The sequence below is a fragment of the Hymenobacter lapidiphilus genome (assembly GCF_003417065.2).
GTDB lineage: Bacteria > Bacteroidota > Bacteroidia > Cytophagales > Hymenobacteraceae > Hymenobacter.
In genome coordinates this window covers 22418-35542 of record NZ_QVLT01000024.1, presented here as the reverse complement: position 1 = coordinate 35542, position 13125 = coordinate 22418, and the positions used below count along the sequence as shown (strand labels likewise).

11 protein-coding genes are annotated in these 13125 nt (G+C 59.4%); 6 read left to right on the top strand and 5 right to left on the bottom strand.

The genetic code is table 11. From position 1 onward, the window contains the following. Positions 1-181: 181 nt before the first annotated feature. From D0N36_RS13680 to D0N36_RS13670, 3 genes are all read right to left on the bottom strand, one after another. On the bottom strand, positions 182-889 hold the full coding sequence (locus D0N36_RS13680; RefSeq protein ID WP_116942357.1) for an RluA family pseudouridine synthase: 708 nt from the start codon (positions 887-889) through the stop codon (positions 182-184). Between the two features lie 127 nt (positions 890-1016). Further along, the gene (panB, locus tag D0N36_RS13675) at positions 1017-1832 is read right to left on the bottom strand and encodes a 3-methyl-2-oxobutanoate hydroxymethyltransferase (protein ID WP_116942356.1); all 816 of its coding nucleotides are present in this window, start codon (positions 1830-1832) and stop codon (positions 1017-1019) included. A gap of 250 nt (positions 1833-2082) precedes the next feature. Next, positions 2083-4986 carry a putative LPS assembly protein LptD gene (locus D0N36_RS13670; RefSeq protein ID WP_116942355.1) on the bottom strand — a complete coding sequence of 968 codons (2904 nt, stop codon included), beginning with the start codon at positions 4984-4986 and terminating at the stop codon, positions 2083-2085. 136 nt (positions 4987-5122) lie between these two features. Here D0N36_RS13670 and D0N36_RS13665 point away from each other — a divergent pair, with 136 nt between their 5' ends. From D0N36_RS13665 to D0N36_RS13645, 5 genes are all read left to right on the top strand, one after another. Then, positions 5123-5935 (top strand): N-acetylmuramoyl-L-alanine amidase family protein, encoded by an 813-nt coding sequence (locus tag D0N36_RS13665; RefSeq protein ID WP_116942354.1) that lies wholly within the window; start codon positions 5123-5125, stop codon positions 5933-5935. 62 nt (positions 5936-5997) lie between these two features. Next, the gene (locus D0N36_RS13660; protein ID WP_116942353.1) at positions 5998-7005 is read left to right on the top strand and encodes an MlaD family protein; all 1008 of its coding nucleotides are present in this window, start codon (positions 5998-6000) and stop codon (positions 7003-7005) included. A 315-nt stretch (positions 7006-7320) separates the two neighbouring features. Continuing rightward, complete coding sequence (locus tag D0N36_RS13655; RefSeq protein WP_116942352.1) at positions 7321-8949, top strand: acyl-CoA carboxylase subunit beta; 1629 nt, start codon at positions 7321-7323, stop codon at positions 8947-8949. 17 nt (positions 8950-8966) lie between these two features. Beyond that, complete coding sequence (locus D0N36_RS13650) at positions 8967-9386, top strand: FEKKY domain-containing protein (protein ID WP_147320893.1); 420 nt, start codon at positions 8967-8969, stop codon at positions 9384-9386. A 291-nt stretch (positions 9387-9677) separates the two neighbouring features. Then, a complete protein-coding gene (locus D0N36_RS13645; protein WP_116942351.1) occupies positions 9678-10544 on the top strand; it encodes a transglutaminase-like domain-containing protein in 867 nt (288 codons plus the stop codon). 77 nt (positions 10545-10621) lie between these two features. On the opposite strand, the gene D0N36_RS13640 is transcribed toward D0N36_RS13645, so the two are convergent. Together D0N36_RS13640 and D0N36_RS13635 are read right to left on the bottom strand one after the other, a co-directional pair. After that, complete coding sequence (locus tag D0N36_RS13640) at positions 10622-11224, bottom strand: redoxin domain-containing protein (RefSeq protein WP_116942350.1); 603 nt, start codon at positions 11222-11224, stop codon at positions 10622-10624. A gap of 31 nt (positions 11225-11255) precedes the next feature. Further along, complete coding sequence (locus tag D0N36_RS13635) at positions 11256-11909, bottom strand: 4'-phosphopantetheinyl transferase superfamily protein (RefSeq protein WP_116942349.1); 654 nt, start codon at positions 11907-11909, stop codon at positions 11256-11258. 156 nt (positions 11910-12065) lie between these two features. On the opposite strand from D0N36_RS13635, the gene D0N36_RS13630 reads away from it, so the two are divergent. After that, positions 12066-12992 carry a WD40 repeat domain-containing protein gene (locus D0N36_RS13630; RefSeq protein ID WP_116942348.1) on the top strand — a complete coding sequence of 309 codons (927 nt, stop codon included), beginning with the start codon at positions 12066-12068 and terminating at the stop codon, positions 12990-12992. Positions 12993-13125 lie beyond the last annotated feature (133 nt).

Genomic DNA, 13125 nt, shown 5'->3' with positions numbered 1-13125 from the left:
GAAGCCAAAATTGCCTTTTAAAGCAGCGCGTCATCCTGAACGAAACAGAACGTCATTCAAAGCGCAAACCAGAACGTCATCCAGAGCATAACGAAGAATCTCGCGTGCCAGAGCAACTCCTGAAAGTAGGGTTGCTCTGGCACGCGAGATTCTTCGTTATGCTCTGGATGACGTTCTGTTTCTAGTAATAAGCCTCGGCGGCCTGCCAGTGGGCAATGTCGGGGAGAGGGGCTACAATGCGCATGTCTTCCTTGGTGACGGGGTGCTTGAACTGCAGCTCGCGGGCGTGCAGGGCGATGCTTACGTCCGGCAAAGGAGCTAGGAAACCATACTTTACGTCGCCGACGATGGGGGTGCCCAAGCCGGTGCTCAGCTGCACCCGAATCTGATGGGGGCGGCCAGTAATGGGGTTTACCTGCACCAGAAAGCGGTGGCCGGCCTCTCCCAGCACCTGATAGTCCAAGTCCGACTTCTGGCCCTGACCGTGACGCTCGGGGTAGGCCTTGGTAACGTTGCGGATAGGATCTTTCACCAGCCAGTGCGTGAGGTGGCCCGAAACGGGGGCGGGGCATTTACCGGTGAGGGCCCAGTAGGTTTTGCTGATTTTGTTGTCGCGGAACAGCTCGTTCATGCGGCTCAGGGCCTTGCTGGTTTTGGCCAGCACCACCACGCCACTCACCGGCCGGTCGAGGCGGTGTACTACGCCGATGAAGGCCGCGCCGGGCTTCTTGTACTTGAAGCGCAGATACTCCTCGGCCTTGTTAGACAGCGGTTCGTCGCCGGTGGCGTCGCCCTGCACGAGCAGGCCGGCGGGCTTGTTGATGATGAGCAGATGGTTGTCTTCGAACAGAATTTCTTTCCGCTCCGACCACAAATTCGGACGATTCACTGAGGGGGAATTAAAAATTAAAAGTGAAAAATTAAAAATTGACTCGGGCGATACCAAGTGGTACAAAAAGCCTGTTCTGAGAGTCGAAAGAATAACTTTTAACTTTTAACTTCTATTTTTAATTAAATTAATATGCTTCGTCCTGAGTGGGGAAGTCGTGGGATTTTACGTCCTGGATGTAGCGCTGCACGGCGTCGTGCATGGCGTCGCCGAGGTCGGCGTAGCGGCGCAGGAAGCGCGGTTTGAACTCCTTGGTGATGCCCAGCATATCGTGCACGACCAGCACCTGCCCATCCACATCGGGGCCGGCGCCGATGCCGATGACCGGAATGGTGAGCTGCTCGGCCACGCGCTTGGCCAGGCCCGATGGAATTTTCTCCAGCACAAGGGCAAAACAGCCTATTTCCTGCAGCAGCAGCGCATCTTCAATCAGCTTCTGCGCCTCTACCTCTTCCTTGGCCCGCACCGAATACGTGCCAAATTTATAAATACTTTGCGGAGTGAGCCCCAGATGGCCCATCACCGGGATGCCGGCCGTGAGGATGCGGGTGATGCTGTCCTTGATTTCGGCGCCGCCTTCCAGCTTGATGCCGTGCCCGCCCGATTCCTTCATGATGCGGATGGCCGAGCGCAGGGCCTCCGACGAGTTGCCCTGGTAGGAGCCAAACGGCATATCGACGACTACAAACGCGCGTTTCACGGCGCGCACCACACTCTGGGCGTGGTAAATCATCTGGTCGAGGGTGATGGGCAGCGTGGTTTCATGGCCGGCCATCACGTTGGAGGCCGAGTCGCCGACGAGCAGCACGTCGATGCCCGCGCCGTCCAGAATCTGAGCCATCGAGAAGTCGTAGGCCGTGAGCATGGAGATTTTCTCGCCGCGCTCCTTCATGGCCAGCAGCTGATGCGTGGTCACGAGTTTCACTTCCTTGTGTTGAGACATGTTTTTTAGCTGTTAGCTAGTAGCTGATGGCCGTTAGCTTAGGTTCTGAATAGTGGTTCCGGTCTGCTGTAGCGCCGCGCAACCTGCCTGTGCTCACGACCAAGTAGCAGGGCCATTGCGAGGCTGCAAAGTAATCGGCCGGCTTCAAGCTTACCGGGCCTTGTCGGAGCGGGAAAGCAAAGCTGCAGTTTTTTTCAGAAGATGCGAACAAAGCTACTAGCTAATAGCTGTCAGCCAGCGGCTAAAAAAGCTACAGGTTGTTGAGGAAGGTGCGGTTGCGGCTCAGCTTGAGGCTTTGCAGCAGCGCCGATTTGGCGGCAATGGTCACGAAATAGCCGCGGGCCGGGCCGAAGGGCGTCCAGGTGCCGTTGATCTGCCAGCAGTGCAGGTCCTTGGTCAGGTCGAGGCGGGTGAAGGCGGGCGTTTTGTTGACGAAATCGTAGTTGGAACTGAATCCGAAGCGCAGGGACTCGGTGAGCTTTACCGAGCCGTTGAGGTTGAGCGAGGCCGCCGTGTAGGGGCCTTTGCGCACCCGGCCGAAACGCGCCGGCAACGGACCCTGGTTCTGGTAGGTAAGGGCGAAAGCCGTATTCAACTCCCAGGGAATCTCGAAATTCACGTAATCCTCGTAAGGGTTGAGAGGCGTAACGGCGCCCAGCTGCGGATCGTTGACGGGGGCTACATCGCGCTTTACAGCCGACTTGCGGGTGCCCTGGCTAGGATTAAACTGGTAGGCCAGGTTCATGCTGGCTCCGGTCAGGCGCGCCAGCCGCACCTTCGACTGCTGCCACAGATACTTGTCGCGCAGCCGCCCCAGCGAGTCCTGCTGGTAGGGGCTGAGCTGGCCGTTGATGAACACCGTGAGCTTGCGGGCAACCTCCGTATTGAAGGCGAAGGATATGGGGTCGAGATTAAAACCACCCACTCTTTCAAAGTCGTAGCCACCCGAAAACGTGAGGTCGCGGATGAGGGTCACCTTATTAAACGGTGTGGTGCCAGTGGTGTCGTCGGAGTTGCGCACCTTTAATTCCACCGAGTTCTGCAGCTGGAAAGACAGCCGGTTGTTGGAACTGTTGAGCGGTACGCCGTAGATGAAGTTGTTGAACTGCGGAAACGGTACCCCGTTTCTGTAAAGCGGGTTAGAGGAGTATAGCTGGCCGGTGGCTGGGTCGCGCAGGTCATCCAGCTGCAGGTTCTGGAAAGCCTGCGCGCCCGGCAGGTTCTTGGGCGCATAGCTGTAGCCGATGCTGGGCGTAACCTTGTGGCGCAACGCCTGCAGCTTGCGGTTGCCCTTGCGGATAATCGTGCCGTAGAACGACGTGTTGAGGTTAAGGTTGGCCGAGCCCGTGGGCAGGCGGTTGAAGCTGACCACCGTATCAATTTGTACGGCCCGGGCTACAGAGTTGTACTCATAGTCGAGCTTCTTGAAGTACCAAACCTCGTTGTAGGTGATGCCAGGGCTGATATTGAATTTGCTGACGGTGTAGCTGCCCAGCGTGATGTTGAAGTCGTGCTTCATGCCCGTTTGGGAGTTGCGCAGCAACTGGTTCAGGTTGCCCAGCTTGATGGGCGTAATGTAGGGGTCGCGCGAGCCGCCCAGCAGCGGAATGGTGCCACTGTTGAGCAGCCGGGCCGGCACGTTGTTGGTCAGGCTGTTCCGGAAGGTGAGGTTGTAGGAAAACGCCAGCTGCTCGTAGGCCTTGCGGGGGCGCAGCTTCAGAATATCGTACACGTACTGCCGGGCCAGGCCCACCGTCAGGTCGGGCAGATTGGCCGTCATCGTGCCCAGGCGGGTGTCCTGGGTCTGGCTGAGCTGCAGCGCGTAGTTGATGGGGGCGTTGCGCAGCTGCTTGGAGTAGCTGATGTTCGACTGGAACGCGGCGCTCAGGTAGTTGCGCGTGTTGAACGTGGAGCTGCGCTGGTACGCGCCGTTAGCCGATTGCAGGTTTACGCTGGCCGAAAACCGTCCGCCGCCCGGCCGCGGCACCGGCGTGTGTCGCCAGCTGAGGGCGAAGGATTTGGCCGAACTCGGCGGCGTGTACGTGGGGTTGGTGTTGGCGTCGGTGCTGTTGAAGATGGGTTCAAGCGGCTGCGAGTTGAAGCTGAACGTGAACAGACCGTCGTACTTGTAGCGCGTGATGTACTGCATCTCGGCCGTACCCCGCCAGCCCCCGAACCGGTCGCTGTTGCCGGCATAGATGTCGCCCGTCAGGCGCACGCCGATGTGTTCGTTGGCGGCCCAGTAGTAGCCGCCGTTGCGCAGGAAGAATCCCCGGTCGGCGGCCTGCCCGAAAGTGGGGATGATGAGGCCCGAGGCCCGCTTGTTGTTTTTGGGCGTGGGAAAGTAGCCGAACAAAAAGCCCAGCGGCGTTGGAATATCCCCGATAACCAGGTTGAACGGCCCGGTGATGACCTGCTCCCCGGGAATGAGCTTCATCTTGGACGCGTTGATGTAGAAGTGCGGGTGCTCGAGGTTGCAGGTGGTGTAGCTGCCGCGCAGGCCGTTGATGTCGCCGTTGGGCTGGCGCTTGATTTTCTCGGCATGAATGAAGCCCTCGCCCTGCTTGGTCACTACATCGGTAATGCGGCCGCGCTTGCTCTTGATGTTGTAGTCGATGCGACCCGCCTGGTAAGTTTCGGCACCCTGCGTGAACAGCGGCCGGTCTTGCACTTTGCCCGTCGAGTCGGCCGCGCCTTCGGCCGTCACCAGGTTGCGTTCGTAGTCAATCGTAATCAGGGCCGCCTTCAGGTTCACGTCACCATAGGTTACGTCGGCCTTGTCGTAGAGAATGGCGCGCTTGTTCTGCACCTCGAACCGGATAGAGTCCTGAGCCTTGTAGACCACGGTGGTTTCCACGGCGCCTTTGCGGCCCGGGTTAGCGCCCAGCAGCACCGAATCGGGGGTGCCGCCCACCTGCAGGCCGGTAGTACCGGTGCGCACGCGGCCGTCGGGCTTGGGCGGGTTCACGATGGTGGGCAGCGGGCGTACGTCGCCCGGCGCGTTGGTGCTCGGCGACACCTGCGTGCCCGGTGGTGGCGTCGGGTTGGGCACCTGCTGATCGGGCAGCGGCTTTTGCCGGGTAGGGGTTGGCATTTGCTGCGCCCGGGCCGCGGTGGTTAGCAACCCCAGGCACAGCAGCAGCGTAAGGACCACAGCCGGCGCCGGCAGGCGCCCGAATAAGCGTGTTAAGAGATGAAACACAGGCGCGAATAGGGCCACGTAGTTATTTATCGTTTATTTTGTGGCGGTTTGCAAAGGTAGCCGGTAGCTGCCTCAACTAACGAACTCCGTGCGGAATATTGTCGCTCTGGGCACGGCGGCCCTTCTTCTTTTCGCCGAATTCACTTCTCCCCTCACACCGGCTCCGCAGTCGGCGGCCCCGCCACCCGTGCGCTACAAGCTCCGGACGGTGGTGCTCGATGCCGGCCACGGGGGTAAAGACCGGGGCTGCGCCGGCGTATCGGCCCGCGAAGCCGATGTGGCCCTGAAGCTGGTGCTGGCCCTGGGCAAGGAAATTGAGGGGAAAATGCCCGACGTGAAGGTGGTGTACACCCGCAAAACCGACGTGTTTGTGGAGCTGGCCGACCGCGCCAACATCGCCAATAGCCACAGCGCCGACCTGTTCATCTCCATCCACTGCAACGCCGCCTCGCCCGCCGCCCACGGTACCGAGGTCTGGACGATGGGTCCGCACAAAACCGACGCCAACCTGGCCGTGGCCAAGCGCGAAAACTCGGTTATTCTGCAGGAGGATAACTACAAGGAGCAGTACAATGGCTTCGACCCTACCTCGCCCCAGAGCCACATCCTGTTCAGCCTGTTTCAGAGCGCTTATATGGTGAACAGCCTGCGCTTTGCCCAGAAGGTTGACCGGCATTTCCGCACCACGCTCAAGCGCCCCTCGCGGGGCGTAAAGCAGGCGGGTTTCCTGGTACTCTGGAAATCGGCCATGCCCGCAGTGCTGATTGAGTCCGGCTTTCTGACCAACCGGCAGGAGGAGATCTATCTGAACGATAAAACCAATCAGGCGTATATGGCTTCGGGCATCTACCAGGCCTTCCGCGAATACAAGCAGGAACTGGAAACCGGCTCGGGCGACTAGCCGGGCCGTGCAACCGCGGGCCCGCCTGCCGACTCTCTCCTCTCATATAACCGCGACCTCCCGTGTCCAAAGAAATAAAAGTGGCCCTGCTGGGCATAGTGGCCGTGGCGCTGCTTATTTTTGGCTTCAACTTCCTGAAGGGCAGCAACATTCTGTCGTCGGACCGCACGTACTTCGCCAAATACGATAACGTGGACGGGCTGGCCATCGGCAACCCCGTGATTCTGAACGGCATTAAGGTAGGCCAAGTGAAGCAGATGGAGCTGCTGCCCGAAGAAGGCAACCGCGTGAAAGTTTCGGTGGAGCTTCAGAAAGGCGTAACGGTGGGCGACTCGACGGTGGCCAGCCTGAGCGGTTCGCTGCTGGGCTCGAAAACCATTACCCTATTTCTGGGCCGCAACTCGAAGGTGTTCGCCGGGGGCGAGGAGCTGAAGTCGTACACCGTGGCCAGCCTCACCGATGCCTTCCAGGCCAAGGCCCTGCCAGTGCTCGGTACCGTCGATTCGACGCTGACCAAGGTGAATGCCTTTCTCAACAAGGATGCCCGTTTGAGCCTGCAGGCCACGCTGCTCAACAGCCAAGCGGCCACCGAGGCCCTCAAAAACCTGCTGCTGCTTAACCAGCGCAACATCAACCAGATTACCACCAATATGGCCCAACTTACTTCTGATCTGAACAAGACCAGCAAGAAGTTCGACCGCGTGGCCTCCAACTTCGCCGTGCTCAGCGACTCGCTCAAGGACGCCCCCGTGGGCCCGGCTATGCGCAAGCTCAACGCCACCATGACCGAGGCGCAAAGCGCGGTAACGGCTCTCAACCGCTCGCTCACCGACCAGCAGGGTTCGCTCGGCAAGCTGCTCAACGACAGCACGCTCTACCGCAACCTCAACGCCACCGCGGCCAGCTCCAACGCCCTGATTTCCGACCTGCAGGCCAACCCCAAGAAATACGTGCATTTCTCGGTGTTTGGTGGCGGCAAGGATAAGACCAAGAAGGAGGTCGAAACCACCGTTACTAAGCCCAACGGCACGGTTATCGAAACCGAAAAGGAAACCAAAACGGTGAAGTAGCCCGGCTGGCTTCCGCCAATCTGCTTACCTTTGAAATCCGCCCACTCAGGCGGATTTCTTTGGTTTTAACTGGTATCTGAAATGGTCGGAACTGATAAAAAGAACCGTCATGCTGAGCATGTGGCGCATAGAGCCAGGGTCGCAGCATAGTCGAAGCATCTCCACCGCAATGGTAACCCTGTTGACTGCCACGAAGCGGTAGAGATGCTTCGACAGGCGGACGCCAGATGGAGCATGACGTTCTTTCAGCGGTTTCCATCCCGACCAAGTTTCCCACTACCCAATTCTACCCAACCACTTCCCATCCCACCCGCAATGAACCTCGAATTCAACAAGAACGAAGACAGCCTTAAGCAACTCATCTTTCAACTCAGCCAGCGGAGCAAGCGCGTGGCGTTGGGCGGCGGCGAGAAAAGCATGGCCAAGCACAAAGCCAAGGGCAAGCTCACGGCCCGCGAGCGAATTGCCTACCTGCTTGATAAGGGTGCGGACAGCGTAGAAATTGGGGCGTTTGCCGGCGAGGGAATGTACCAGGCCGAAGGCGGCTGCCCCGGCGGCGGCGTGGTGGTGATGGTGGGCTGGGTGCAGGGCCGCCAGTGCGTGGTGGTGGCCAACGACGCCACCGTGAAGGCCGGCGCCTGGTTTCCGATTACGGCCAAGAAAAACCTGCGGGCCCAGGAAATCAGCATGGAAAACAAGCTGCCCATCATCTACCTCGTTGATTCGGCGGGCGTGTACCTGCCCATGCAGGACGAGATTTTCCCTGACAAGGAGCACTTCGGCCGCATCTTTCGCAACAACGCGGTGATGAGCTCGATGGGCATCGTGCAGATGGCCGCCATTATGGGCCCCTGCGTGGCCGGCGGCGCCTACCTGCCCATTATGAGCGACGAGGCCATGATTGTGGACGGCACCGGCTCGGTATTCCTGGCGGGCTCCTATCTGGTGAAGTCGGCCATCGGCGAATCCATCGATAACGAAACGCTGGGCGGCGCTTCCACTCACTCCGAAATTTCGGGCGTGACCGATTACAAGTTTGCCACCGACGAGGAGTGCCTCGACCACCTGCGTAACATCTTCGATAAGCTCGGGGGCCAGGCCACGGCCGGTTTCTCGCGCAATGAGCCCGTGGCGCCCAAGGCTAACCCCGAGGAAATCCTGGGCGTGCTGCCGGCCGACCGTGCCAAGCCCTACGACATGATGGACATCATCAACCGGCTGGTCGATAACTCGGAGTTCGAGCCCTACAAGGACCTCTACGGCCAGACGCTGCTGTGCGGCCTGGCCCGCATCGACGGTTGGGCGGTGGGCATCGTGGCCAACCAGCGCAAAATCGTGAAGACCAAGAAGGGCGCCATGCAGATGGGCGGCGTCATCTACTCTGACTCGGCCGATAAGGCCGCCCGGTTTATTATGAACTGCAACCAGAAGAAGATTCCGCTGCTATTCCTGCACGACGTGTCGGGCTTCATGGTGGGCTCGCAGAGTGAGCACGGCGGCATCATCAAGGACGGGGCGAAGATGGTGAATGCCATGGCCAACTCCGTGGTGCCCAAGTTCTCGGTGATTGTGGGCAACAGCTACGGCGCCGGCAACTACGCCATGTGCGGCAAGGCCTACGACCCGCGCCTCATCGTGGCTTGGCCCACGGCCCAACTGGCCGTGATGAGCGGCGCGGCGGCGGCCAATACGCTGCTCCAGATTCAGGTGGCCTCGCTCAAGTCCAAGGGTCAGGAAATCACGCCCGAAGCCGAAAAAGAGCTGCTCGACACCATCAAGGCCCGCTATGAGGAGCAACTCTCGCCTTACTACGCCGCGGCTCGCCTCTGGGTCGACGCCATCATCGACCCCCGCGAAACCCGCAAGGTTATTTCCCAGGGCATCAGCATGGCCAACCACGCGCCGATTGAAAAGGCGTACAACGTGGGCGTGATTCAGGTGTAAGGTAAAGACGAAATAATATGCGGCTGATTTCAATTTGGATAACAAGTAGTCTTCTGCTGGCCACGCTGACCGTTACTGGCCAACAGCGCAAGCTCACGGATAAGGAATTGAATAATTCTGGAGTTATTCAATTAGCCTACAGTGCTGAATGTGCTGAAGCAACTTCCTTGGCAGAGCTGGACATTGCGAAGCAGATGCCTTTTCTGGTATTGAAAAGCGGTCCTGCTCCTCAATCTTTCGCATCTGATGTGACCTTTGAAGAAACTTACGGGGTCTTTTATTGGGAAGAAGGATGCACTGGTCCGGCACAGGAATGTATGGTTTCATACAATCAACGAGTCTTCAAATACTTGACAGCCACGCATGGCAATCGTTGGATGAAAACCATCCGCAAAGATGTAGTTGGCTTTAAAGAGTGGAGGAAAAAGCGCAAATGATGTAATTACCAGCGGCCCGCCAGCTCCACCCGGAGCGGCGGGCCGCTGACGTTTCGGCGACACGTATTTAGGACCTTAGTGATTCCAGTGTTAGCTCTGTAGAAAGAGGTGCGGGCGGCGGCTCCCCTTTGCTCAGCCCGCCTGTTCATAGTTGTCATATTCCGTCGCCGTCCGAACAAAACGGGCCGGCCAACGTGTTATCTATCGGCAACCTGCGCAGGAAAACCGCGTCGGTTGTGTTTATTCGCTTATTTTGTCTGCTCCTGTTTTAGTTGCCGCCCGCTTACGTCCATGACCAACCGCGAAATCAAGGCCCTCATTTCCCTGCTCGACGACCCGGAAATTGCCCCCCATGCGGAGGACAAAATCCAGACGCTGGGCGAAACCATTATTCCGTTTCTGGAGGAGAGCTGGGAGGAAAGCCTCGACCCGCGCCAGCAGCAGCGCCTCGAAGACCTGATTCATCACCTACAGTTCGAAGGTCTGCAGCAGCGCTTCCGGGTGTGGCGCGAAACCGGGGCCGAAAACCTGCTGGAAGGCATGTGGCTGCTGAACTCTTATCAGTACCCCGACGCCGATTTCCAGAGCCTGAACCGGGCCATCGAGCAGCTGCGTTTCGAGGTATGGACGCTGCTGCAGCCCGAAATGCACCCCGCCGACCAGGTGCAGACGCTCAACCACGTGTTCTTCCGGGCCCATAAGTTCGCGGCCAACACCCAGAATTTCCACTCGCCGGCCAACTCCATGCTGCACCGGGTGCTGGAGACCAAGCGCGGCAACCCGCTCTCGCTCTGCGTGATTTACCTGCTGGTGGCCCAGCGCCTCAAAATGCCGGTGTTTGGTGTGAACCTACCCAACCTGTTCGTGCTCACCTACCAGCTCGAACCGCCCCTGGAGCCCTTCTACATCAACTGCTACAACCGCGGCCTGGTGCTCTCGCGCACCGATATCGAGCACTACGTGCAGCAGCTCAACCTCACGCCCAACGACATCTTCTTCCAGCCCTGCACCCACCTCGACATTGTGCGCCGGGCCCTGCGCAACCTGCAGCTCAGCTTCGAGAAGCTGCAGGAGCCCGCTAAGGCCGTGGAAGTCGGCCAGCTGCTGTCCATCCTCACCGACGACCCGCAGCCCTCCGACACTGACCCCAACGAATAAGTAGCAAAGCTGTAAACGGCCACGGCCGGCCCGCACATTGGTGCGGACCGGCCGTGGCTTTTTGCTGGGGAAGAGGTTTAGAACCGCTTAATCAGGCAGCCGGCGGCGCGTTTGTCGGTTACACCGGCGGCGCGGCCGGCCAGCAGATTGTCGAGCACCTGGGCCAGGTATTTTTCCTTCACGTAGTTCTCCACCTGCGGATTGTCGTCGATGGCGCCCTTGTAGCGCACCGCAAAACCGCCGCTGACGGGCTGCAGTACAATTACTTCGGGGGTTTTGGTGGCGCCGAGCAGCGTGCTCACGTTCTGGCCTTCGTCGGTGAGCAGTGGGAGGGCCGCGCCGCCGCTGGCCTTCACTTTCACCTTCTCGTTGGCATCAATGGCCGCCTCCACGTTAATGGGCGTGTCGATGAACAGGAACTGCACGCCCTTGCCGCCGTAGTCGGCGCTGAGGGCCGCCAGTCGGTTCTGGTAGAGCGTCGAGAAAGGGCAGGTCTGGTTGATGAACACCACGACCACGGCCTTACTGCCGGCGTAGCTTTTCAGGCTGACTTCCGTGTTGTTCTGCTTAAGGTTGAAATCGGCCACCGAGCGGCTGCCCTGGGCGCGGGCCGAGCTAACGGCGAAGATGCCGAACAATAGCGTGGCGGCGGCGAGCAGGGAAATGCGGCGGAAAGACATAGGGAGGTGGTAAGGTGGTGAGCGAGTTCACTTATGCAGCATCTACGCAATAAGTGAGGACGTAATCGGGGGTAGGCTGAAAGTAATGAATCTGGTGTTGGCGGCGGGAGTTTTCTAACAGCAGGTGTCCCGTCAATACACCAGCCTCCCGCCGCTCAAACGGATTGAGCAACAATTGCTCTTTAAACACCAGCCCCCGGCGACTATGCAGCTTGTAGAGCGTTTCCTTGGCACTCCAGTACAGGCAGTGCTTGGCTGCATCGTTGCCGGCATCGGCCTGTTCGGTTTCCGATAGAAACCGCCGGGCCAGCTGTTGGGCTTTTGGGCGGATGAGTTCAATATCTGTGCCAACGGCTGCGGCACCCCGGGCAACCACCGCCGCCACCCACTCGCCCGAGTGCGACAACGACACCCCGAAGGTGGGCAAACCACTGAAATAGGGCCGGCCGTTCGGGTCGTTTTCGAGCGGAGTAGGCGCATCAGTCAGCTCGCGCAGCAGCTGCCCGGCCAGCACGCGGGCCGCCAGCCACTGCCGGGCCCGCAGCTCGTCGCGGCCGTCGGGGAAGCGGGCCAGGTAGTGCGCCGGACTCGGCAGCAGCTCCCAGAGTTTGTCTGCCGGTTCCGTCAGGTGCCACAGCCCCAGCAGGGCAGTAGTGGAAACAGGGGAAAGGGAATGCAGCGGCATCGGCGGGTGAATGACTCAGTGAATGAGCAAAGATACTGTCATCCTGAGCGGAGCGAAAGACCTGCAGAGATGGTATTTAATGACGTTACCTTCTCTATAGGTCCTTCGCTCGCTCAGGATGACAGTATCTTTGCTCGCTAACTCACTCACCTGCCCGTGCGTCCTACTATCCAGAAAATCGCCACCCTCGCTGGCCACCGCGACTGCGTGTACGCCCTCACTGGCACGGTGGGGGAGGACGTGGTGTATTCGGCCGGGCCTGATGGGCTGGTGGTGGCCTGGAACACGGCCGCGCCGGAGCAGGATGGCGAGCTGGTGGCGAAGGTGGAGAATTCGGTGTACGCGCTGTGCCGGCTGCCGGAGCGCGATTTACTGGTGCTGGGCCACAATTTCCAGGGCGTGCAGGTGATTGATCTAGCCAACAAAGAGCTGATTTTCGCCACCGCGCTGCCGCCCGTGGCCATCTTCGATATCTGTTATTCTGAAGCCCGGCAGCGCCTGTATGTGGCTCTGGCCGATGGCACGCTGGCAGTATTGCGTACCACCGATTTCCGGCTCGAAACCCTGCACCGCGTCTCCGATAAAAGCCTGCGTTGCCTGGCCCTACACGAAGAGCGCAACGAGTTGGCCGTGGGCGGCTCCGACTGGCAGGTGCATATCCTCGACGCCGATACGTTGGCCTCTAAGCACACCATTGCCGAGGCCACCAACTCGGTGTTCACCTGCGTCTACTCGCCCGATGGCAGCCAACTGCTGGCCGCCGGCCGCGACGCTCACCTGCGCACCTACGATGTGGCCGCCGGCTACGCGCCCCTGCGCACCGTGGTAGCCCACATGTTCACCATCAATCACCTCATCTTCTCGCCTGATGCCCGCCTGCTGGCCACCTGCAGCATGGACAAGAGCATCAAGCTCTGGGACGCCGCCACCGGACAGTTGCTGCGTGTGGTAGACAAGGCCCGCCACGCCGGCCACGGCACCTCTGTGAACAAGTTATTTTGGCCGGGGAGCCAGAATAGGCTAGTTTCGTGTAGCGACGACCGTAGTCTGGCGGTCTGGCAGGTGGAGGAAGGGAGGAGTTAGGAGTTAGAAGCGAGGAGCTAGAATGGATGTTGAGAGGAACTGATTTGGCCCTCTCAACCCATATATGATTCCGACATATCTTCCTTCTGGATATCCATATTTCCCTTCTAACTCCTAGCTCCTAACTCCTAGC

What these genes read in the sequence shown, in the direction of transcription:
- D0N36_RS13650 (WP_147320893.1), top strand. Translation starts at nt 8,967, where the DNA reads ATGCGGCTGATTTCAATTTGGATAACAAGTAGTCTTCTGCTGGCCACG.
- D0N36_RS13635 (WP_116942349.1), bottom strand. Translation starts at nt 11,909, where the DNA reads ATGCCGCTGCATTCCCTTTCCCCTGTTTCCACTACTGCCCTGCTGGGG.
- D0N36_RS13645 (WP_116942351.1), top strand. Translation starts at nt 9,678, where the DNA reads ATGACCAACCGCGAAATCAAGGCCCTCATTTCCCTGCTCGACGACCCG.
- panB (WP_116942356.1), bottom strand. Translation starts at nt 1,832, where the DNA reads ATGTCTCAACACAAGGAAGTGAAACTCGTGACCACGCATCAGCTGCTG.
- D0N36_RS13655 (WP_116942352.1), top strand. Translation starts at nt 7,321, where the DNA reads ATGAACCTCGAATTCAACAAGAACGAAGACAGCCTTAAGCAACTCATC.
- D0N36_RS13640 (WP_116942350.1), bottom strand. Translation starts at nt 11,224, where the DNA reads ATGTCTTTCCGCCGCATTTCCCTGCTCGCCGCCGCCACGCTATTGTTC.